The sequence below is a fragment of the Aquisphaera insulae genome (assembly GCF_011064615.1).
GTDB lineage: Bacteria > Planctomycetota > Planctomycetia > Isosphaerales > Isosphaeraceae > Aquisphaera > Aquisphaera insulae.
Genome location: NZ_JAALJH010000036.1, coordinates 1 through 22,580, shown reverse-complemented (window position 1 = coordinate 22,580; position 22,580 = coordinate 1). Strand labels below are relative to the sequence as shown.

The 22,580-nt window shown below is 68.5% G+C and carries 15 protein-coding genes; 13 read left to right on the top strand and 2 right to left on the bottom strand.

The genetic code is table 11. From position 1 onward, the window contains the following. Positions 1-34 precede the first annotated feature (34 nt). Positions 35-1,045, top strand: a complete 1,011-nt coding sequence (locus G6O54_RS18990) for a patatin-like phospholipase family protein (protein WP_165227237.1) — start codon at positions 35-37, stop codon at positions 1,043-1,045. A 16-nt stretch (positions 1,046-1,061) separates the two neighbouring features. Here the strand turns inward: G6O54_RS18990 and G6O54_RS18985 are convergent, their stop codons facing one another. Continuing rightward, positions 1,062-2,816: a cell division protein ZapB gene (locus G6O54_RS18985; protein ID WP_165227236.1), complete on the bottom strand. Its 1,755-nt coding sequence runs from the start codon at positions 2,814-2,816 to the stop codon at positions 1,062-1,064. 333 nt (positions 2,817-3,149) lie between these two features. On the opposite strand from G6O54_RS18985, the gene G6O54_RS18980 reads away from it, so the two are divergent. The 4 genes from G6O54_RS18980 to G6O54_RS18965 all read left to right on the top strand — a co-directional run bounded on the left by G6O54_RS18980 (position 3,150) and on the right by G6O54_RS18965 (position 9,252). Next, positions 3,150-5,702: a hypothetical protein gene (locus G6O54_RS18980; RefSeq protein WP_165227235.1), complete on the top strand. Its 2,553-nt coding sequence runs from the start codon at positions 3,150-3,152 to the stop codon at positions 5,700-5,702. A 172-nt stretch (positions 5,703-5,874) separates the two neighbouring features. Next, entirely contained in the window at positions 5,875-6,321 is a 447-nt protein-coding gene (locus G6O54_RS18975; protein ID WP_165227234.1) for an ACT domain-containing protein, read from the top strand. 68 nt (positions 6,322-6,389) lie between these two features. Next, positions 6,390-7,580: a ribosome small subunit-dependent GTPase A gene (rsgA, locus tag G6O54_RS18970; protein ID WP_165227233.1), complete on the top strand. Its 1,191-nt coding sequence runs from the start codon at positions 6,390-6,392 to the stop codon at positions 7,578-7,580. A 520-nt stretch (positions 7,581-8,100) separates the two neighbouring features. Further along, complete coding sequence (locus G6O54_RS18965) at positions 8,101-9,252, top strand: WD40 repeat domain-containing protein (RefSeq protein WP_165227232.1); 1,152 nt, start codon at positions 8,101-8,103, stop codon at positions 9,250-9,252. Positions 9,253-9,298: 46 nt separating this feature from the next. Here the strand turns inward: G6O54_RS18965 and G6O54_RS18960 are convergent, their stop codons facing one another. Continuing rightward, complete coding sequence (locus tag G6O54_RS18960) at positions 9,299-10,819, bottom strand: hypothetical protein (RefSeq protein ID WP_165227231.1); 1,521 nt, start codon at positions 10,817-10,819, stop codon at positions 9,299-9,301. 230 nt (positions 10,820-11,049) lie between these two features. Here G6O54_RS18960 and modA point away from each other — a divergent pair, with 230 nt between their 5' ends. The 8 genes from modA (at position 11,050) to G6O54_RS18920 (ending at position 21,918) form a co-directional block, all read left to right on the top strand. Next, on the top strand, positions 11,050-11,907 hold the full coding sequence (gene modA, locus G6O54_RS18955; protein WP_165227230.1) for a molybdate ABC transporter substrate-binding protein: 858 nt from the start codon (positions 11,050-11,052) through the stop codon (positions 11,905-11,907). After that, a complete protein-coding gene (modB, locus tag G6O54_RS18950) occupies positions 11,904-12,572 on the top strand; it encodes a molybdate ABC transporter permease subunit (protein ID WP_165227229.1) in 669 nt (222 codons plus the stop codon). The genes modA and modB overlap by 4 nt, the downstream gene beginning before the upstream one ends. Positions 12,573-12,574: 2 nt before the next feature. Further along, positions 12,575-13,699, top strand: a complete 1,125-nt coding sequence (locus G6O54_RS18945; protein ID WP_250846981.1) for a molybdenum ABC transporter ATP-binding protein — start codon at positions 12,575-12,577, stop codon at positions 13,697-13,699. Positions 13,700-13,808: 109 nt separating this feature from the next. Then, positions 13,809-14,198, top strand: coding sequence for a BlaI/MecI/CopY family transcriptional regulator (locus tag G6O54_RS18940; protein WP_165227227.1), 390 nt, complete (start codon positions 13,809-13,811; stop codon positions 14,196-14,198). Then, a complete protein-coding gene (locus G6O54_RS18935) occupies positions 14,195-16,903 on the top strand; it encodes a M56 family metallopeptidase (RefSeq protein ID WP_165227226.1) in 2,709 nt (902 codons plus the stop codon). The genes G6O54_RS18940 and G6O54_RS18935 overlap by 4 nt, the downstream gene beginning before the upstream one ends. A gap of 417 nt (positions 16,904-17,320) precedes the next feature. Further along, positions 17,321-19,093, top strand: a complete 1,773-nt coding sequence (locus tag G6O54_RS18930) for a serine/threonine-protein kinase (protein WP_165227225.1) — start codon at positions 17,321-17,323, stop codon at positions 19,091-19,093. Further along, a complete protein-coding gene (locus G6O54_RS18925; RefSeq protein WP_250846978.1) occupies positions 19,090-20,226 on the top strand; it encodes a hypothetical protein in 1,137 nt (378 codons plus the stop codon). The genes G6O54_RS18930 and G6O54_RS18925 overlap by 4 nt, the downstream gene beginning before the upstream one ends. A gap of 762 nt (positions 20,227-20,988) precedes the next feature. Then, the gene (locus G6O54_RS18920) at positions 20,989-21,918 is read left to right on the top strand and encodes a GDSL-type esterase/lipase family protein (RefSeq protein ID WP_165227224.1); all 930 of its coding nucleotides are present in this window, start codon (positions 20,989-20,991) and stop codon (positions 21,916-21,918) included. Positions 21,919-22,580: the final 662 nt, after the last annotated feature.

Here is a 22,580-nt window from a genome sequence, read left to right as displayed (position 1 = left end):
GCAATGTTTCCTACAACGAAGAATCGAGCACGTCATGGAGACCAGGGCCCGAAGCAGGGTCGCGATCGCGTGCCAGGGGGGCGGCAGTCATACGGCGTTCTCCTCGGGAGTCCTCCAGGGACTGCTCGCCGAGCTCCCGGAGGAGGTGGACGTCGTCGGGATCAGCGGGACGTCGGGGGGCGCCATCTGCGCGGCACTCGCCTGGGATGGCCTCGTCCGGGGCGAGCCTGACGTCTCGATCCGCAAGCTCCGGCAATTCTGGTCCGACGTCGGGGCCCGCGAGCCCTGGGACAAGCTGGTCAACGAGGCGCTGCTCGCGTCGATTCGCCTCCGCGAGCACATGGCGTTCCCCGAGGTCAGCCCGTACCTCCTGCCGACCTGGGGCGAGGAACGCTTCCTCCAGATGCTCCGCGAGCACATGGACTTCGCCGAGCTCCGCGAGCTGGCGAAGCGCCCCGGCGCCCCGGCCCTGCACATCGGAGCGGTGGAGGTCCTCACGGGGCACTTCGAGGTCTTCCAGGGCCACGAGCTGACCGCGGAGTGCCTGCTGGCGTCGGCGGCGATCCCGCAGCTCTTCCGGGCCGTGCACGTGGAAGGGAAGGGGATGTACTGGGACGGGCTGTTCTCCCAGAACCCTCCGATCCACGACCTCCCCCAGCTCAACATCAACGAGCTCTGGGTGATCCAGATCAACGCGAACACCTGCGCGCGGGTCCCGATGATGACCCACGAGATCATCGACCGCCAGAACGACCTCTCGGGCAACCTCTCGATGGAGCAGGAGCTCCGGCAGATCGACCTGATCAATCGGCTGATCGCCCAGCGCAAGATCACCGACCCGAGGTTCCATCCGATCCACGTCCAGCGGCTCGTCTTCGACCGCGCGCTCGATTACTCGACCAAGCTGGACCGCTGGCCGGATTTCCTCGACGAGCTGAGCGAGTATGGCCGCAGCAAGGCCCGCCGGTTCCTCAAGGAGCGGGCGAGCCAATCGTTCGCCGTCAGGGCCGGCGGCCGGCCCGCCGTCGGTCAAGCGACCGCCTGAGGGTCGCGCCGGATGGTCAGAAATCGGTGAACCACTGGACCTGCCCCAGGGTGCCGGACTCTCCGGCCCGATAGCCGGTGAGGATGTTCTGGGCCGGCGAATGGTTGATGCTGAGGATTTCCGCCGTCATCCGCCATTCGCGCGTCCCCAGGACGTACCAGTTGATCCCCCCTCCGACCTCGTAGCCTCCGCCGAACGCGCCGCTCACGAACGAGGTCCGCAAGTAGCCCTCGAGCCGGCGCGGGATCACGAAATAGCCGGCCTGGAGGAGGCCCCCGTGGTCGAAGATCGACCGTATCGGCGAGCTGATGCCCGCAGAGCGGAAGCCGTCCAGCCAGCGGAAGAAGTACTCGCCGTTGATCGCGAAGCCCCGATATTTGAGCGCCGCGTCGATCGTCCAGAGCTGGACCGCCGTCGAGATGAGTTCGACCCCCTGGCCGAGCGCCCCCACCCGGAACAGGGGCGTGCCGTCGGAGAGCCGGATGATCGTGTCTTCCGGGTTGCCGAGCTGGAGCGCGCTGAAGCCCTGGTTCTGCTCCCGGGCCAGGGCGACGCTCGTGCCCAGCCTGGGGGTGATTCGCTCGTGGTGCTCGGCATCCGAGGGCCCCGGGCCGAACGCGCCCAATGGCTCCCACCGGAGCGTGCCGCCGAAGTTGGCGGAGGACCCGACCCGCTCGATCCCCTGCGTGAATCGATTGAGCGAGTTGGCCAGCATCGCCACGTAGTGGAGACCCTCGATGGGCTCGCCCTGGATCCAGATGCCGGGGCTGATGTTGGGGCGGAAGAAGGTCGTGGCCATGAGTCGCTCCGCCCCCATCGTGTAGCGGAAGGACTCGTACCACTCGCGGGTCCCGGGGACCTGCCAGTTCCCCACCCGCACGTCCAGCGCCCGGTTGAAGCGATAGTTGATCCACCCCAGGTAGACCGTGTCGTTGAAGGCCGTCGATGAGAAGATCCAGGCCGTGTACTGGAGCCGGGGATCGAGCGCGAAGCCCTGGAATCCGATGAAGTTGCGCGTGATCTCCAGGGACTGGAAGCTGCGGACGGGCAGGACCACGCCCTGATGATCGGTCCACGTCCTCTGGGAGCGACCGAAATCGAAGTAGCGAGCCTGCGTGAACACGTCGACCCGGAGCTCGAACGGCACGCTCTTCTCGTCGCGAGGCCGGACCAGGACGAACTGGCCTCGGTCGTCGTCGTACTCGCCGAACAGGAAACGTGCCGAGCCCATCGGCCCACCGCCCGCGGACGCTGCGGAGGGGACGAACGATTCCGGATCCCAGCCCTCGGCCTTCGGACCGGCCGCGGCCGCGTCGCGAGGCCAGCCCGGCAGCATCGACGCCGGCGGGGCAGGAGGGGGCATCAACGAGCGACCCTCGAGGATGCCGGCCGGCGACGCCGCGACGGGCGCCGGGAAGATGGGGGTGGGTTGTTCGAGTCGATGATTGAGGGCGTCGTATTGCCGGGAAATCTCCCGGACGTGCTCGCCGAGGGCCTTGTTCTCGCCGGTCAGCCTCGCGTTCTGTTCTGCGAGCCGTGCGTTCTGCTCCTCGACCCGTTGCAGGCGGCGAGCGAGCTGCTCGACGGTGATCTTCTCCCCATCCGTCCTCGGCCCGGCCGGTGCGGCTCCTCCGGTCCTGGCGTCCTCCGCCGAGCACCGGACGGACGGGGCGTGCAGGAGCAACAGGACGACGGCCGTGGCAAGCCCGCGGGTCCCGCGCCCATCACGGGGCGTCTGCGATCGCAGCTCCCTTCCTGCTCGGGAGGTCATTCCAAACGTCCTGCGGTCCCAGGAATGGTCCGGGTGCCGCGCGCACTCAATGCGCAGGGAACCAGTTTCCGCTATCGTCACGATCGACACATCCGCTCCAGCCAGACTTTCGAACCGTCGCGTTTCGCCTTTCGGGCAGCGTGTTGGCGCGGGACGGTCCGCCTCATACGATGACGGTATGTTTGGACGGTCGGCCGGCGGATCGGGCCTGTCTGGAAGTCGAGGCGCGACGCCACTTGGCGCCGGCACCGGTCTCAATCCCGCGGATTCCCCGGAAGGAAAGTCCCCGTGCGACAACCACGAGTCCGTCTGATTCTCGCAGGCGCCTCCACCATGGCGCCCCCACCCCGCCGGGCCGTGGCCTCGAGGCCCCGATGGCTCATCGCCGCGATCGCGGCCGTCTTGCTCTGCGGGACGCTCCGCGCCCCCGGGGCATGCGCCCAGGATCCGCCGGCCGCGGCGCCCGCCGCGAAGGTGGACGCGCCCGCGCCGTCGGCCTCGACGTCGCTGGCGCGCTACGTCCCCAAGGACAACCTCCTCTTCCACCTGAACTTCGACGGCCTGGACGCCCACGCCGAGGCCTGGCAGAAGACCGCCGCTTACAAGATGCTCACCACGACGCCGCTCGGCGCCATGCTCGAGGAGGTCGCGGCTCAGCTCCTCGATCGGGCGATGGAAAACGCCTCGAGCAAGCGTCTGACCGGCGCGGAAGTCGTGACCCTGCTGGAGACCATCGCACACAAGGGCTTCTCGTTCTCCCTCAACGTGCCGCAGGTCAAGGGTAGCCCCGGTGCCGCGATGGTTGTCTTTCGGGGACTGGCGGCCAAGGAGAATCGCCTGCTCACGAGCAAGGCGCTCGGATCGCTCATGGGGGCCGAGAGGCCGCGCACCGAGCGGAGGAAGGGCAGGTTCGTCGTCCTGTTGAACGAGTCGGGTAGCGCCTGGTGGGCCGAGAAGGAAGACATCGTCATCGGCCCTTCGAAGGCCAGTATCGATTACATCATCGACGTCGTGGAAGGCAAGATCCCATCGGCGGTCGACCATGCGGTGGATAAGCAACTCTCGCAACCCGAGGAGTCGTTCCGTCCGGTCCTGACGTTCTTCGTCTCCGAGCTGGGCGTGACGGACCGGCCCCTGAGCCAGTTGGAGATCTTCCTGGTCAACCTCAAGGAAAAGCTCGGCATCACCCGCCTCGATTATCGCTGGGGCTTCGACAACGACGCGCTCATGAGCGTCCTGAGGTTGACTGCTCCCGCCCCGCGGAAGCCCGCCCTCGCGATGTTCGATCAGCCCAAGCTCGACCTCAAGCAGATCATGCCCGTGCCGGAGGGCGTGGACTCGTTCGCGACGGTCTCGGCCTCTCCGGAGAAGATCCTCCAGGCCATCGCCGAGATCGGCCCGCCGGGAGAGATGAGGGCCAGGCTGGACGAGGTGATGGAGAAGCTGAAGGGCCAGACCAAGCTGAACATCGAGAAGGATCTCCTGGGGAACCTCGGCCCCCGGATGATGTTCTACATGGCACCCGGGCGGTCGGCGGCCGCGACGGACGAGTCGCCGAAGCCGAGCGCGGACCCGATGGCCATGCTGTCGTCGCTCCAGAGCGTCTTCCCCAAGCCTACCCTCGTCGCCGAGCTCCGTGATCCGGTCGCCTTCACGAGGGCGCTCGAGTCGGTGGTGATCGCCGTCAACAAGGAGCTCAAGGCCATGGCCGTCGAGAAGGCGGCCGCCATGAGCGCGGAGGACGCGAACGCGAACAACACACCCAACGGACCCGAGGGCGGCCGCGGCCGAGGCGGCGCGGCCGAGGGAGCCGGCCGGCGGAAGAGCAACAAGGAAACGCCCGCCCCCGAGCTCCGGCTTTCGCCGGGACCCGTCAAGACCTACATGCTGATCGTCCCCCCGGATTCGCCGATCAAGCTCAACCTCCCGGGCGTGCGCCCGACGATCCGACTCGAAGGGAAGTACATCGCAATCTCGACGACCTCCGAGGCGGCCCGCGTCGCCCTGGAGGCGGTCAAGAAGAAGGAATGGAAGCCCACCCCGGACGTCGCCCAGGCCCTCGACCATGCGCCGGCCAACTCGATCCTGGTGGCCGTCGATGATTCGCGGTCGACGACTCCGGCCATCCTGGCCAGCTTGCCGGGCACCCTCCAGACTCAGATCAACACGATCATCGCGATGGGGGCGGCCCAACCGGGACAACCCGGGCAGCCTCAGGGAGGATCTCCGGGAGCTCCGGCGAACGCCGGCGCCCCCCCCGCGGTCCCCGGCGGGTCCAACTTCGGGAACCGCAAGCTCGGGCGGCTGGGCCAGGGCGGGCCCAATGCGGAAGGATTCGACCCCGGCGGCCAGCCTCCTCCGGCCGGCTACCCCGGCGCCGGCGGCTCCCAGGGCGCGCCGATGTCCCAGTCCTATCCCGGGATGGGCAGACAGCCGCAGCCCGGCGGCGGAAACAACGGCAACGCGACGGCCCCCGCGATGATCGAGATCAAGGTGGATCCCGCGAAGCTGCCCCGGGCGGAAGACCTGAAGGCGCTGATGTTCCCGGGGACCATGTCGGTCTCGGTCGATGACCAGGCCATCAAGCTGGTGAGCCGCGAGTCCTTCCCGAACCTGGTCGCCGGCCTTGCCGCCGGAAGCGCCGGCACGGCGATGCTGATGCCGGCGGTGCAGGCCGCTCGCAGGGCGGCCCAGGAGGCCGCCGCACGGAAGGCGGCCGCGGCCGGCGAGGGCGGGCAAACCCCGCCCAACGGCCAGGCCCCGGGGGCCGGATTCCCCGGCGCCCGCCCGAACTCCCCGCAGGGGCCGGGCGGCCGCCCGGGCGCCCCGGCGAGCCCGGGCGGACGGGGCGGCGGCGGGCGGAGAGGAGAAGGCCCCGTCGACTGAGCCGGCCGCTGGCGGGATGATCGTCGCGGGGGGAGGGGAGCGTCCCGTTCTCCTCCCCCCCGCGTCCACGGCAAGCCACGCCCCGGCCGGCGATCGCTCGCCCCGAGGCGCCCGCGCCGGGCCGGCCACGCGGACGCCCATCGAACCCGTCACCTTGCCACGGAGAGCACGCATGGAGATCATCCACGAAGTGACCGCCCACCTGGAAAACAAGCCCGGGCGACTCGCCAAGATCTGCTCCGCGCTGGCGCAGGAGAAGGTCGACATCCGCGCCATCACGGTGATGGAGGCCGACGGCCCGAGCGTGCTCCGCCTGATCGCGTCCGACCTCGAGGGCGCCCGCAAGACGCTGACCTCCCTGGGCGTCGAGCACTCGGTCGGCGAGGTGCTCGCCGTCCAGCTCGAGAACCGCACCGGCTCGCTCGCCAGGGTGCTCGAAAGGCTGGCGGAGGATCACATCAATATCGACTATGCCTATGCCTCCACGGCGTCCGTCGGGAACAAGGCCCTGGGCATCTTCCACACCAACAACACCAAGCGTGCGCTCCAGGTCCTCGCCGAGGCGACGCCCCCGGGCGCGGACAAGTCCGCGGGCCGGCGGCCGCTGCACTCGCGATAACGCGACGGTCGCCGACTCCCGTGTATCCCGTGGGCGAGGCCCACTCCACTCCGAGCGAGCCCCCCGCCGTGGCCAAGAAGAAGAAGGTCCGCGTCGCCCTCAAGAAGAACCGCCAGAAGCGGACCCGCGCCAACGACCTGACGCGAGCCTATGAGGGGGACGCGGAGCACGCCGGCCCCGCGCCGGCCGCGGGGCCCGTGGACGCGGCCTCCGGCGAGCGGGTGCGAGCCAAGGGGGACCTCTCCCGGTACAGGACGATCCTGACCGACGACGAGGACGCCGGCGGCGAGGCCGGCGGCGACGCCTCGGCCGGCGCGGCCTCGCGCCGCGCGGTCGACGTCTCCACGAACGTCCGCGGGCGGGTCGTGCGAGTCCACGGCCTGGTCTCGATCGTCGAGGCCGACGACGGCGGCACGTTCCCCTGCCACGTCCGCCGGCTGCTCAAGAACCTGGCGATCGACGGGCGCAACGTGGTCGCCGTCGGCGACGTCGTCTGGTTCCGGCCCGGCGGCCGGCCCGGGGAAGACGGCCTGATCGAGAAGGTGGAGCCCAGGGGCGGCGTGATCAACCGGGGTTACCGGAACCGGCGGCACGTCATCGCGGCCAACGTCGACACGGTCCTCGTCGTCGCCTCGATGGCCGAGCCGCCCCTCAAGCTCGGGCTCGTCGACCGCTACCTCGTCGCCTCCGAGATCGGCGGCGTGCGGCCCGTCATCGTCCTCAACAAGGCGGACCTGGTGGACGTCGCCCCGTTCCAGTGGGTCGCCGGCCTGTACACGCAGCTCGGCTACGAGACGGTCATCAGCTCCGCCGCCGACGGCCGCGGCATCGACCGGCTTCGAGAGCTCATGGCCAGGGGCGTCACGGCCGTCTCCGGACAGAGCGGGGTCGGCAAGAGCTCGCTCCTGAACGCGATCCAGCCGGGCCTCAACCTCAAGGTCCGCGAGGTCTCCGACTGGACCTCCAAGGGGAAGCACACGACGACCGCCGCGGAGCTCATCCGGATCGAGGCGGGGGGCTATGTCATGGACACCCCGGGCCTCAGGCAGTTCGAGCTCTGGGGAGCCCCGCCGGGGGAGATCGAGGGGCATTTCGTCGAATTCCGACCCTACATCCCGCTCTGCCGCTTCCCCGACTGCTCCCACACCCATGAGAGCCGCTGCGCCGTCAAGGACGCCGTCCACTGGGGGCAGATCCACCTCGGACGCTACGAGAGCTACCGCAGGCTCTTCGAACAGCGCCCGCTGGACATCGACTGATCCCGGGACGTCCACGGCCAATAATCAGCCCCCGCGGCCGAAGAGGATCATGTGCGGCCCACGCCTCGCGCGGGAGCCGATCCGCACCGCGTCGAGCCGGAGGCTCGCTCACGGGCGCGTTCCGAGATCTTCCAATTTCGCGGCGCGATCCCGCCCCGTTCCGCGTCTAAGACCCTGAAGGACGGACGATGACGTATCGACACGCGGCCAGGCTCCTGAGTAGAGGCTTGCATTTCCTAAAGAATTCGTTATGACTGACGGAAGTGCGATCCTCGCATTCTCACGCGGGGCCCGGCCGACCCTTCCAGGGGCTGCCGGATTGGGTTGAGTCAGGTGGCCAGGTGACCTCCGGCGTTCGCCGTCGCGAGCGCCCGCAGGCCGTATCGTCCGTCGATGAAGCAATCGCCCGCACGCCCGGGCCGTGGGTCGGCGTGCGCGCTGTCGTGGCCCGGAAACAGGCGGTCTCAAGCGATCCTCGCGTCGGCTGCACCGACGCGGTTCGATTTCAGGACGAATCTCCATGAGCGTGTTGCGACGGACGGTCGATGATTCGGTCCCGGATGTCGTCGGCTCCGCCGGCTCCCCGCGAAACCGTGGCGGGCGTGTGCGGTTCTCGATCCTGAGCCGTGAGCTCCTCCTCCTGCTGATCCTGGCGGGCATGATCGTGATCGGGGCCGGCCTCTTCGGCAGGGGCCGCGGCGACGATCAGGACAGGTCCCGGGGCTTCCAGGCGCACGAGACGCTCGTCGAGTCCACGCGATTCTCGGCCGACGGCCAGACGCTCTTCACCTGCGGCTGGGACAAGCGGATCAAGGTCTGGGATGTCCGGAGCAAGGAACCGCCCTTGCGTCGCGAGCTCCTCGCCATCGAGCACGAATGGCACGTCTTCGACGTGGCGATCACCCCGAACGACTCGATCCTCGCCAGCGGTGGCGCCGGCGGACTGCTCGTCTGGGAGCCGGACGGCCGAGGGGGCTGGACGCTCGTGGCCGAGGAGCGGGGCGTCTCCCGTCGTTGCGTCGCGGCCTCGCCGGACGGCCGGCTCGTGGCCTCCGGAGGCGGGGATGGCTCGGTGCGCCTCTGGGATGTCGCCAGCCGCAAGGAGACGCCCGTGCTCGGCGGGGTCTCCGACGAGCCCCGCGCGATCGCCTTCTCTCGCGACGGGGGCCTCCTGGCCGTGGTCACCTTCGGCGGGCAGTTCCGGATCTGGGACCTGAAGGCCCGCGGCGGCCCCAGCATCCTCCCCACGTCTCTGGATTCGGTCCAGTGTTTCGCCTTCACGGGGGACGACGAGACGATCGCCGTGGCCCGCGGGGGTGATGAAGGGAGGGGGCTTGTCCTCTGGAACTACCGGAAAGGAACCCCCGTCCTCCGCCTCTCCGACCATGCCGCCGAGACCACGGCCCTGGCCATCTCCGAGGATGGGAGCACCCTGGCCGCCGCCGGCAAGGACCGGACCGTCCGCCTCTGGGACCTGCAGACCGGCCTGCTCAGGCAGTCGTTCCCCCATGATGCGGGCTGGATCCAGACCGTGTCATTCAGCCGGGATGGTCGGCAGCTCGCGTTCGGCGGCAAGAGCGGGTTCCTCTACTTCCGCACGCTCGACGAGCGGGGGCGTTTCGTCGAGACCCCGGCCGCCGCCTCGGCCGCCGGCGGCGACGGCCTGAGCTGAGCTGGGCCGAGCACCGCAACCCGGCCGCGCGGCCCCGACGCCTCGATCAGCCGTGGCCGTAGCCGCGATCGAACGCGTCCAGGTCACGCATGTAGGCGGAGAACGTCGTCCGGAAGGTGTCCGCATCGACCTCCCATTTCGGCCTGTCCTCGGTATGCCTGTGGCAGTGTTCCTCGATCAGCCGGTGGAGGAACTTGAACAGGTGCCGGGGCGTCCGGAGGTTCCCCAGGGCATCCTTCAACGAGTCGTCGCTGACGGTCTCCTCGACCATGTCGCGGAGCCGGGGGCCGGAGGCGACGGCGTCCCCCGTCGCCTCGCCCGCGACCTCCGCACCGCCGGCTTCGCCGTTGGCGGAGGGGGTTGCCTGGCAGGCGCGGAGGCGATCGCTGGCCAGGTCATAGAGGGAGGGGCCGGTCCAGCGGAGCGGCTTGATCATGTTCAACTTGTCGGGCCTGGCCCGATCGTAGAATTCCTTGTCCTCCTTCTCGAGGTAATAGGCCAGCTCGATCGGCAGCAGGAGCTTGACGCCGATCCCCGGATGGCGGAGGAACTTGTTGTCGAGCAGGGGCCAGATCAGGGCCCGCATCTTGCGCGGGTCCCCCTCGATCTGCTGCGGCTCGTCGACCCGGTCGATCAGCACGATGATGCCCGCATAGCCGAGCGTGCTGAGGACCCCCTGGAACTTGCGGAGGAGCTCATAGCGTTCCTCGGCGCGGCGGGCCGGCGTCGGTAGGGGTTGGCCCCCGAGCTCGCTCGGCTTGAACCAGAGCAGCTCCCAGCGGAGCGCCGAGGGATCTCGGCTGAGGACCTTCAGGCCCTTGCGGATGTCCCGGGCGTACCGCTCGGCCCGGAGCAGTCGCCAGCCCCAGTAGAGCCAGCCGGCGAGCATCGGCACGAGCAGCCAGGGGAGCAGCCTCCATTCCCGGAGCGTGGGGAAGAGGTAGATCAGCAGCAGGACGATCAGCGTCGTCCCGAAGCCGATCTGGAGGTCGCGACGGCTCCAGAGCGGCCGGAAGCCGGAGCGGCGGCGGAGCCGGCTCCAGCGCTTCTCGATCGGCTCCCCCGTCGAGGCATCATACAGGGCCGCGAGCAGGAGGAGGTCCCGGCGCTGGTCCAGGCTGAGCGTCGTCAGGTCGACCTTCTCCGCGGACAGCAGGTCGACGAGCTGCGTCACGCCCAGCGAGAGGATGGCGTCCATGTGGTCCTGGAGCTGCCAGCGCTTGAGGACCTCGTTGGTATCGCCGGCGCGGATCGCCTGGCGGTAATGGTCGAGATACGGGTTGAAGTCATCGTATGAGATGACGAAGACGCGTTCGGCCGGATTGGCCCTGTTGTAGGCCTCGATCTCGGACGTGGCCTGGAGCCGCAGGGCGGTCTTGCCGCTCCCCTTCTCGCCGAAGACGAGGGCCGTGGAAGGGTCCGCCGGGCTGCCGAAGAACTTGTTCCACGCGGGGTGATGGATCGTGTCGAGGCAACGCCGCTTGAAGATCGTGTCGGTCTGCGCGTCTTCCTCGCTGAACGGATTGCCCTTGATGCCGTGATGCCTGAGAAACTGTTCCGTCTTCATCCCCGGGGAGACCTTTCCCGTAGGATCGCGAAGGCCGATTCACGACCCGATCCGCCGTGCCGGCGAGGGCTCGCCCGTTCCGCGATCGTGCCAAGATACCATGGGATCGTTCTAATCGATTCGGCGGCCCGCCGCAATCTCTGGCGATTGACGGCCGGGCGGGCCGCCCCTTACCATGCATCCGCCCAGGTCCGTCGGCGCCGATCGCGACTCCCGGAGACCCTGCCGCAATGAGCCCACCGCGAGCCGGCTTCCCCGTCCGATTTCCGCTCATCGCGCTCCTGCTCCTGGCCGGTTGCGCGGGGGGCCGCGACGGCTCGAACGACCGCGCCGACCGGGCCGCGAAGGAGGCCACCCCGCTCCGGATCGCCGCGGCCTCGGACCTCCAGCAGTCCCTGCCGAAGCTCGTCGAGCGCTTCCAGGCGGATTCCGGCACGACCGCGACGATCACCCTCGATGCCTCCGGCCGCCTCGCCGAGCAGATCCGCGCCGGCGCACCTTACGACGTCTTCCTCTCCGCCAACGAGCGGTTCGTGCGGGACCTCGAGAAGGGGGGCCTGATCGTCCCCGAATCGATCCGGCCGTATGCCCGAGGCTCGCTCGTCCTCTGCGTCCATCCGTCGGTCGCGCCGGTCGTGAAGGGGGTGAAGGACCTGGAGAAGCCTCAAATCCGCAAGGTCGCGATCGCCAACCCGGAGTTCGCGCCGTACGGCGTCGCGGCCCGCCAGGCGCTCGAGAAGCTCGGCCTGTGGACGACCCTGGGGCCAAGGATCGTGCGGGCCGAGAGCGTGCGCCAGGCCCTCGTCTATGCCCAGCACGGGGATGCCGAGGCGGCCCTCGTCAGCCGCTCGCTGATCGGGCCCGATTCGGGCGTCGTCACGATCGATGTCGATCCGGGCATCTATTCCCCCATGGTCCAGTTCCTCGGGATCGTCTCGGACTCGAGCCACCCGGACCGCGCCCGGGCCTTCGCCGAGCTCGTCCTCGGCCGCGAGGGGCAGGCCATCCTCAAGGAAAGCGGCTTCGCCGGTCCCGCCGCCGACACGGCCACTCCCGCGCCCGCGGCGAAGGCCGAGAAACGTCCATGATCGACCCGGGGCCATTGCGTCTCTCGCTCCTGGTCGCGACCGCCGCCACGGCCCTGATCGTCGCGATCGGCCTCCCGATCGCCCTCTTGCTGGCCCGCGTCCGCTTCCCCCTCAAGGAGCTCCTGGCCGGCGTCCTCGTCCTGCCGCTGGTCCTCCCGCCAACGGTCCTCGGCTATGTCCTGCTCCTGACGCTCAGCCGCCGCGGGACGCTCGGCGGCTGGCTCGAACAGGCGTTCGGCGTCGTCTTCGTCTTCCACCGGTCCGGGGCCGTGCTCGCCTCGGCCCTGGCCGCTTTCCCGCTCTTTCTCCTGCCGGCTCGAAGCGCCCTCGAGGCGGTGGACCCGGCGCTCGAGGACGTGGCCAGGCTCCTGGGCCGGGGCGAGCTCTCGGTCTTCCGGTCGGTCACCCTGCCGCTCGCCTGGCGCGGGCTCGCCTCCGGGATGATCCTGGCCTTCGCCCGGGCGCTCGGGGACTTCGGCGCCACGATGATGGTCGCGGGGAACATCCCGGGCGAGACCCAGACGGCGTCGCTCGCCCTCTACGACGCGGTGCAGGCCGGCGATGCCCGCCGGGCGGCGGTGCTCGCGGGCTGCATCTCGTTGATCTCGATCCTGGCCATGCTGGCCGTCCAGTGGACGGCACCCCGCCGAGGGATGTCGCCGTGAGCATGCCAACCCCCGCGCCGGTCCTCGACGCCCGGCTGGTCCGGAGGCTTCGCGACGGACTTCGCGTCGACGTCGGCTTCCAGCTCGTCCCGGGCATCACCGTCCTCTTCGGCCCGTCCGCCGCCGGCAAGACCTCGATCCTTCGCCTGATCACGGGCCTCCTCCGACCCGAGGGGGGATTCGTCCGCCTTGACGGCAAGGCCCTGTTCGACGCCGAGCGGGGGATCGACCTGCCGCTCCGCCGCCGGGGGATCGGCATGATCTTCCAGGACGACCTGCTCTTCCCGCACCTCCGCGTCCGCGAGAACATCGGCTTCGGCCTCTCGGCGATGGGCCCCGGGGACAGGGAGTCGAGGATCGAGCGGGTTGCGTCGCTTTCCGGCGTGGAGCACCTCCTCGACCGCCGACCCGCCACGCTTTCCGGCGGGGAGCGTCAGCGGGTCGGCCTGGCACGGGCCCTCGCGCCCCGGCCCCGGCTCTTGCTCTGCGACGAGCCCGTCTCGGCCCTCGACGTCGCGGGCCGCCAGGTCCTCCTCGATCGGCTCCGGGCCGTGCAGAGGAGCGAGGCGATCTCGATCCTGTACGTCACCCACAGCCCGGCCGAGGCCGTCGCGCTCGGGAGTCGCCTGATTCTCGTCCGCCGCGGCGAGATCGCCGCCGACGGGCCGCCGCTCGAGGTCCTCACCGGGCCGGCCGCGGCCTCGCTCGGGCTGACGCACCTCGACGGGGTCCGGAACACCCACCCGGCGACGGTCGAGGGCCACGAGTCGACGCGGGGCGGGACGCAGCTCCGCCTGATCGACGGCCCCTCGTTGATCGTCCCCCCCGCGCCCGCCGCGCCCGGCTCCGCCGTCACCGTGACCGTGCGCTCGGAAGACATCCTCCTCTCGCGGGGCTTCGTCCCCGGCCTGAGCGCCCAGAACCAGCTCCCCGGCACCGTCGAGCGGATCGCCGCACACGGGGGAGAGGCCGAGGTCGTCGTCCGGACCGTCGGCGTCCGCTGGATCGTCAGCGTCGTCCTCCCCGTCGTCGAGGACCTGGGCCTCGCCCCCGGCGCGGACGTCCACCTGATCATCAAGGCCAGGAGCTGCCAGATCGGCGTCTGCCCGCCCGATCCGCTCGGCTGAACCCCGCCCGCGGAATTCCCCCCGAACCTCCTTGACAACCCCAGCGACGGGTCTACGATAAAACCAAATCTAAAAAACCAAATCTCACCAGGTGAAGGGGAGGGCAGGCATGGCGCGACCGCGGGCGAAGGAGCTGACCGAGCGGGAGCTCGAGGTGATGCACGTCTTCTGGAACCGGGGCGAATCCGGCGTCGCGGACATCCGCGACGCGCTGGCGGCCGAGGGGCTGGACCGGGCCTACACGACGATCGCCACGCTGGTCCGGATCCTCGCGGAGAAGGGCTTCCTCGTGCAGACGAATGAGGAGCGGCCCTTCTCGTACAGGCCGGCCCAGACGTATGAGGAGGTGTCTCGCAAGCTCCTGAGGGACGTCGTCGATCGCGTCTTTCGGGGCTCTCGGGAATTGCTGCTCGTCCGCTTGATGGAGCAGAAGACGCTCTCGCCCCGGGAGCGGGCGCTGCTCGAGGAGGTACTCGGGAAGAAGGGGGGGAAGTCATGATCACGCTCGGCTCGGCCCTCTGGCTCGGGATCCTGCATTCGACGCTCTTCGCGATCCTGGGAATCGCGGCCTATCTGTGGCTTCGGCGGCGAAGTCCGGCCGCCGGTGCCCTCGCGGCGTCGAGCGTACTGGTCGTCATGACGTTCGTCTCGGCGCTCGCCTTCAGCCCCTGGCCGCGGTGGGATCTGCCCTCGTTCCGGGTCGTTCAACGAACCGCCATCGAGCCGCCTGCCCGCGATCCCGCGCCCGCCGAGGGTCGCGACCCGATCCCGCGCGTCGATCTCGCGGCTCGAACCGGCTGGCTGGAGACCGTGGCCAGCCTCTTCCCGTCGATGGCGTCCGTCGAGGCGCATCGGCCCACCGCCCCGGAGCCGGCTCTCGCCTTCGGATCTCCGGCTCGCGACTGGCGGAGCTGGCTGGCGATCGCATTCGTCGCCGGGTTGATCATCGGCCTGACCCGGCTGACGATCGGCCTGGTCTCGATGAGGGCGCTGCGACGAGAGAGCCTGCCCCTGGTCGATCCCTCGCTCCTCGAGCTCGTCGAGGTCCTCCGCGCGGAGATGGGCTGTACCCGGACGGTCGATCTCCGGGTCGCCCCGAGCCTGAGCACGCCGGCCACGATCGGCGGTCGACGCCCGCTGATCCTCGTCCCGTCCGAATGGGCGAGCTGGGACGACGACGAGCGGCGAGCCGTGATCGCGCATGAGCTCGCGCACGTCTGCCGGGGCGATTACCTCGCCGGCCTGGTCGCCCAGATGGGGCTGGCCGTCCAGTTCCATCACCCGCTGGCGCACTGGCTCGTCGCCCGGCTTCGGCTGGAGCAGGAGCTCGCCGCGGACGCCTGGTCGGCCAGGCTCAACGGCGGTGCCGGCCCGTATCTCTCGACCCTGGCCCGGATGGCCATCCGCCGCGACGACCGCCGCCTCCGGTGGCCGGCGCGGGCGTTCCTCCCGTCTCAGGAAACCTTCGTCACGAGGATCAACATGCTTCGAACCGATCATGCCGACCGACACGCCCGGCCCTCGTCCCTGATGCGAGCGACGACCCTCGCCGCCACCGTGGCGACGGGCCTCGCCGTCGCCGGTTTCCGCCCGCCGCTGGCCGCCCAGGAGACGCCGGCCCGAGCGGCCACGCCGAAGAGCCCGGTGGTGCAGGGTGGGGTCGCTCCTGCACCCGTGCCGGACGACTTCGATCCGAAGTCCGTACCTCCCGAGACGCGGATGTTCTTCGAAGTCCGTTTCGCCCCCCTGATCTCCCGAGCCGATTGGGGGCCGCTCGTTGAGCTTCTGGCCGCGGGCATCCGCACGGGCGACGGACTCCCCGTACCGCTCACCGTCACTCAACAATGGATACACATCTGGGAGGATGTCAGGCTCGGTTCCGGTCAACCGACCTTCCTGGCCCCGCCGTCGGCCGTGATCACTCGGGCGATTCGGCCCCAGGACTGGACCGCGGTCACGGCCCCGATGCGCGGGCCCTCGCGCGAGGTCAAGCACAGAGATCGGAGCTACATCCTGATCGATCAGGGAAGCCTCCCGAAAGCGGCGTTCCTCACCGTCGACGATCGCACGGCCATCATGGGTCGTGAAGATCTGATTCGACTGATGATTGAGGACCGCAGTGAGCCCAGCTCCCCTCACGCCTGGGATAACGCCTGGGATCGGCTGACGCGCGGTCAGGTCAACCTCGCGGTGGAAACTCGATGGCTGCGCAGGCAGTTGGCGAACACCTCCGCCCGGATCAATCTCGACGTCATCGCCCCGCTGCTGGAGCGGACCAGGGCGTGCGCGGCCGGGATCTCGGTCGACCGGGAGGTCGTCGTCGACATCGTCGCCGAGGCCCACTCGACGGACGACGTGAGGACCATCGTCGAGACGGCCAGGGCCGTCCTGACGCTGGCCCGCAACGCCATGCCGTCGCTCCGCGAGAAGGCCGAAAAGCCGGAGCTTGTCTTCCTGGCCGGCTCGCTCGCGGCACTCGTTGACGCGGCGACCGTGGAAGCCGACGGCCGGTTCGTACACCTCCGCTCGCGTGCGCCGCTCGACGCGGCGAAGCTCGCCGAGGTCGCCGCCGCACTCAACCGGCAGAGGGCGACCTTTCTCGACCAGACGGCGGCCGCCAACCACCTCAAGCAGATCAGCATCGCCCTCCACAATTACCATTCTCGATTCGACCACTTCCCCAGCCCGGTCGTCCTCGGCGGCAAGAGCGGCAAGGTGCCCCATAGCTGGCGGGTGGAGATCCTGCCGTTCCTCAATCAGTCGGACCTGTACAACGCGTACAACTTCGATGAGCCTTGGGACGGCCCGAACAACATCAAGCTGCTGGATCGCATCCCCGAGGTCTTCCGATCTCAGGTGACGAAGGGGAAGCCCTCCACGAACTCCGGCATCTTCACGTTCAGCGGCCCCGCGACCATGTTCGGGATCAAGGACAGGCCCACCGTTAGCAATGTCCGTGACGGCTGTGCAAACACGCTCATGCTGGTGGCGACGACGCGAGACATCCCCTGGACCAGGCCCGACGATATCCCGTTCGACCTGAACAGGCCGCTCCCGGATCTCTTCGGCCCGGGCGTCGAGGGAACGCCCGTCGCGTTCGGGGACGGCTCGGTCCGATTTCTCAAGAGGTCGATCGAGCCCGATATCCTCAAGGCCCTGATCACACCCGCCGGACGAGAGGTCATCCCGAGCGATTCGTATTGAAGCGGACAGAGCCGGAGATCGCCCATCACGGGCGATCCCCGACCACCGGCCATAGCACGCGCCGGAGGAGCCGCGACAAGGCCTCCCGTAGGGTGTGTCAAGCGCAGCGCAGACGCACCGGATCAGCTCGGCCACAGGTGATGACGCCGGATCGCCACTCGGGAAAGGTCTATCGATCTCGAATCACTCGCTCCTCCCAGGTGCTCCAGCGGTCCGGTGCGTCTGCGCTGCGCTTGACACACCCTACAAAAAACTCTGCATGTCTCCACTAATACCCTCAGCCTTCACGACCGGCGCAAGCTCCTGCCGGATGAGCCAAGAAGCACCCTGCTGAACCGCAACGGGCGAGGTGATATAGTTGATGGTCGCGTTCCCTCATGATTTCGCGCCCGCCCGGCTTGACCCGTCGTGAACCCCATGCCACATCCCGAGGATCAGTCGGAGGCGTCGAAGTCCGCCCGGCGGCCCGATGTCGACGCCGCGGGACTGCCCGACAGCTTCGCCCTCGCCCGGCGCGTGGTCGCGGCCAGCCGGCACGAACGCGACTGCGAGTCGCGCGACCTGCTCCGCGATCGGCTCTTCGCCGCGACCCTGGTGATGGCGGTCAGCCTCGGCGTCTTCCTCATCCGCGACCTCTACTTCACGAGGTTCTTCCGCCAGTCGGCGGTCCACGCCGCGACCTTCACCTGGCTCGTCCTGGTCCTGCTCACGCTCGCGAGCCGGCTCGAGATCAGCGTCAGGCGGCTCCGGATCATGGAGCTGCTCGCATTCGGATCCGTGATCGCCTGCCTGGTGGCCAGCCAATCGGCGGGCTACCAGGCGCGGCTGGACCGCGATCTCCTCACCGGCAATGAGATCCGGGTGCTCTTCAAGGCGAGCATCATCGGCGTCCTGATCCTGATCTTCACCTACGCCATCTTCATCCCCAACACCTGCCGTCGGGCCGCGATGGTCATCCTGCCGATGGCCCTGTCGCCCCTGGTCGCTCCCCTCCTCCTGGGCCTGACCTCGGAGGGCTTCCGGCAGCACGCCGAGGAGGCCCGGACGCTCGACAGGCTGACCGAGAACTCGCTCTATCTGATCCTGGGCGCGGGGGCGGCCATCTACGGGACCTGCGTCATCCACCGCTGCCGGACCGAAGCCGACGAGGCGAAGCAGCTCAGCGAGTACCAACTGAAACAGCGGCTCGGGGCGGGCGGGATGGGGGAGGTCCACTACGCCGTCCACCGCCTCCTCAAGCGGCCGTGCGCCATCAAGCTGATCCGCCGAGATCTCCTCGAGAGGCCGAACGCGCTGGCACGGTTCGAGCTGGAGGTCCGCGCGACCGCCCGGCTCTCTCACTGGAATACGGTGGAGGTCTACGACTACGGCCGCTCGGAGGACGGCACCTATTTCTACGTGATGGAGTACCTCCCGGGCCTGAGCCTCCAGGAGCTGGTCGAGCAGCACGGCCCGCTGCCGCCGGCCCGCGTCATCTACATCCTGAGCCAGGCCTGCGAGGCCCTCCGCGAGGCCCACCTCTGCGGGCTGATCCATCGCGACATCAAGCCCCCCAACATCTTCGCGGCCTACCGGGGCGCCCGCTACGACGTGGCCAAGCTGCTCGATTTCGGGCTCGTCAAGCCGACCAAGGGCGAGGACTCCACGCTCCTGACCCGGGAAGGCATGGTGACCGGCTCTCCCCTCTACATGGCGCCGGAACAGATCACGAAGTCCCGCATCCCGGACGCTCGGACCGACCTCTACGCGGTCGGCGCCGTCGCCTATTTCTGCCTCACGGGTCAGCCCCCCTTCGTCGACTCGGATTCGATGGCCGTGATGATCTCCCAGGTGAAGGATCCGGTGGTGCCGCCATCGAGGTTCCGGGAGGGTATCCCCACCGATCTCGAGCGCGTGGTGCTCCGCTGCCTGGAGAAGGAGCCCGCCGATCGTTACCAGGACGCCGAGAGCCTGAGTGCGGCCCTCCTCGCCTGCCGCGATGCCCCGGGCTGGTCCGCCATGCAGGCGGAGGCATGGTGGCTGGCCAACCATCCGCTCGACGATCCCGAGCGGGTCCCGGCCCCGGCCCCGACCTCGACCGGCCCGGCATTCGCGGGCGACCCGGAGGAGCTGACCCGCATCGAGACCTCCGACCCGACGCTCGAGGCCGGCGCGATCGAGGACCTGTCCTCCCCGGAGCGGCACGGATGACGAAAACCGGTGAACCGGCGTCGCCGATCGGTCACGAGGCGGGATGGTTGCACGAGCCCCAGTCCGTGGTGGTCCACCTGGCCTACGCCCTGGATATCGGCGACGAGATCGACCTGGAGGCCGCACGACGGCTGCTCCAGGGCGAGCCCGGCCTCTTGCCCCGACGCAAGCGAACGCCCGGATCCATCGGCTACCGCCCGGCGCCGATCCGCGTCGCCGTGGATGCCACCGGCATCCAGCTCCCCGGCGCCCCCCGACTTGCCGCGGACGCGCGGGCGGACCTCTCGCTCTTCGACTTCGGGGCGGTCTCCCTCGCCGTCCAGTTCCCGCTCGTGATCACGCCAGGGGCCCTCCTCGAACTCGCGGGTTCGCTCGCCGATCCGGCGGACCTGGACGAGGCCGCACACCGGTCCATCGCCCCCTGGATCGAGCGGCTGAGGCCCGCCGTCTACGACTTTTCCCCGAGCGACCTCTCGGAAGAATACCTGGTCTTCCAGCTCTCCGAGTCGCGCGCGGGTTGGCTGAAGGAACATGCCCCGTGGATCGCCGGATTGGTCCGGCTCGAGGCCGAACCGCTCAGCGCCAGCGAGGTGGCCGAGGCGACCAGGCTTGCCATTTCCTACACCCCTCATGACCTCGTCGTGCTCGACTGGGCCGCCGGCTTCATCGCCGACGCCGACTGCGAGGACACCCTCCGCGTGATCGAGTTTGCCAACGTCCAGCTCCTGGAGTTCCGCCACATCGACGATCGCCTCGACGACCGCCTCGAGGCCGCCTACAAGCTGATCCGCCCGGAGCGACGCAAACGCCGCTGGCTATCCTACTGGAGGAGCCACGAGCACGCCGTCCGCCAGGTTCGCGAGCTCGAGATCGAGGCCGCCAGCCTCTTCGAGCGAGTGGACAACGCCCTCAAGCTCGTCGGCGACCACTATCTCTCCCGCGTCTTCGACCTGGCCTCGACCCGCTTCCACCTCCGCGGCTGGCAGCAGTCGATCCGCCGCAAGCTCGAGACCGTCGGCGACGTCTACGACCTCCTCATCCAGCAGGCCGGCGGCCACCGCATGGAGGCCCTCGAGATCACCGTCGTGATCCTCATCGCGCTGGAGATCCTCCTGGCCCTCTGGCGGCACTGAGGAAATTGGCTTTGATCGTCACGCGAGCGGCCGCCGTCGATCACCACAAAACATTAATATTAAAAGACTTAGAGCCATTTCTTCGATTGGCTTTGATGGCGCGTTTCGGCGCGAATCTGACAACGATCCGAAAACCGCTGGTGCTTTGTCAGGGCCGCGTTTTCGGATTGGAATCGGGACAGGCAGGAATGCCTGTCCTCCGAAATTCCCAACTCACCCGGCTTTGAACCCGGGGGCCAGGCATTCCTGTCTGTCGGCAACCCGAAAGCTCGGCGTTGTCGGAGCGCAGCGGCTCCTGATGGCTGCCAGGGTCGAGCCCAGATGCCCTGAGGTCGCACTTCACCGCGGAAGCTCCCCCGTCGCCGCCTCTCGGCTCGATCCGAGCCATCGGCGCGCATCATCGCTGGATGGCAATCTCCCTATCTTGAGAATGCGCCATGTTTTGCCATTTTCGTCACGGGCCGACGAGATTTCTCGCGGATTGTCCTCGCTGAAATTCGCGAAAGAAAGGACGTGACCCGATTCACGAGCTCGCGGTTCGAGGGAATCAACGAGTTCCGCACGGAATTTCGCGAGGGCGCGTGACCTTTTCCCGGTCCGTCGTCAAAAGCCTGTCGTGGACTGTTGCGTTGCATTCGGCGGAGAAGAGGAGCGTCACTTCGAAGTCTCCGCCCGTCGATGTCCGGCCCTCCGCTCGAGACCGAGGTGCAGGATGCCCCGTTCCACATCACGTTGAACGACCCGGAAAAGGAGTCCCGCTCGATGAACGCGTTCCGTTTGGCCTCGTGCGTCGTCTCGCTCGCCTTCATGCTTGGGCTCTTGGCAACCGCCCCGGCGCGGGCCGGAGAGGTCTATCTCTCGCTCGGCGACTCGGTCGCCTTCGGATATGACCCGTCCGATCCCAACTACCTGACCCCCTCCCATGGCGATCAGGGCTACGTGAAGCCCTTTGCCGACACCCTGGGTGCCATGAACGGCGGCGTTCGCCCCACCGTGCTGAACCTGGCCATCCCCGGCGAGCAATCGACCAGCTTCTTCGATCCCAAGAATCTCTCTCCCACCGGGCCGCCCCGGGCCTGGGAGCTGAACCTGAACTATGCCGGCACCAACGGCATGGTCTCGCAGAATGACCTGATGCTGTCGGAGATCATGAACCTGCCCGCGAGCGACCACATCACCGCCGTCTCGCTGATCTTCGGCGCCAACGACATCTTCGCCGTCCTGGGGTCGGATGCCTACAAGAACGGCGACGCGGCGACGAAGCTGGCGCTGATATCGGGCGCGATCTCCACCGCGCTGCACAACTACGGCGTGGTCCTCACCGAGCTTCAGCAGGTCGCCCCCGGGGCGCACGTCTACCTTCCCGGCTACTACAACCCGTTCCCGGAAGCCTACGATCCAACCGACCACGCGCTCTATGACCTGGTGCTCAGCTATTTCAACCCCAACCTGACCGCACTCGCCCACCAATTCGGCGCAACGTATGTCGATACTTACTCGCTCTTCGTCGGCCACGAGCTCGAGTTCACCAACATCGCGACGGGCGATTTCCATCCGAACGCGCTGGGCTACGCCGCCATCGGCGCCGCCCTGTCCTCCGCCGCGGTCCCCGAGCCGTCGAGCGTGATCTCCCTGGCCCTGGGCATCGCGGGCGCCGCCGTCGTGGCGAGGCGCCGGACATTGGCCGCGTGAGGCCACGGGGCCGCTTCGGGCCGGCGGTCGGTCGGAGTGTTTTGCGATCTCCGACCGACCGGGTTGCTTCACATCGTTCAACAAAAACTGCCAGTGCCCGGGATCCCAGAAAGGGACAGGGAGACCATTCCGATGGAACCCTCGCGTCACTCGACGAAGGCCAGGCCTCGGAATCGTCTTTCTCAACAGCTTCAGATCGATCTGTAGGCCGTCGTGGCCGGCCCTCGCCGCTCCGGTTTGATACGTTTTCTCTGGGTTGCATCTGGGGCGCCAGGGAATGACCGTCCGCACGAACCCCGATTTCCATCCGGATTGATTCTTCGGAAACATCAGGGTTTTCACTCTTTCCAGTTGTTCCTGCTCTTCGTGCGCGGTCAAATGCTCCTTGTTTGTTGCACCCGCAGTTCACGCCGCCTCCAGACCGCCCCCTTCTGACGGCCCGAAGACGACGCCAGGACTGGAACGTCTCTCAATCAATCCGTCGCCACACCCGGACATTCCCCTGGGAGGTAACATGGCCCGGTCTCGTTTTGCGCGCAAGGATCGATGGCGCCCCCCCCGCTGCGTTGAAGTACCTGCAAGTCCTTGAGCTCGAACAGAGATCGCTGGACGCGCAAGCGATCAATCTTTTCCTGGTCAGTCTGGGAGTCCTCATGGCCTAA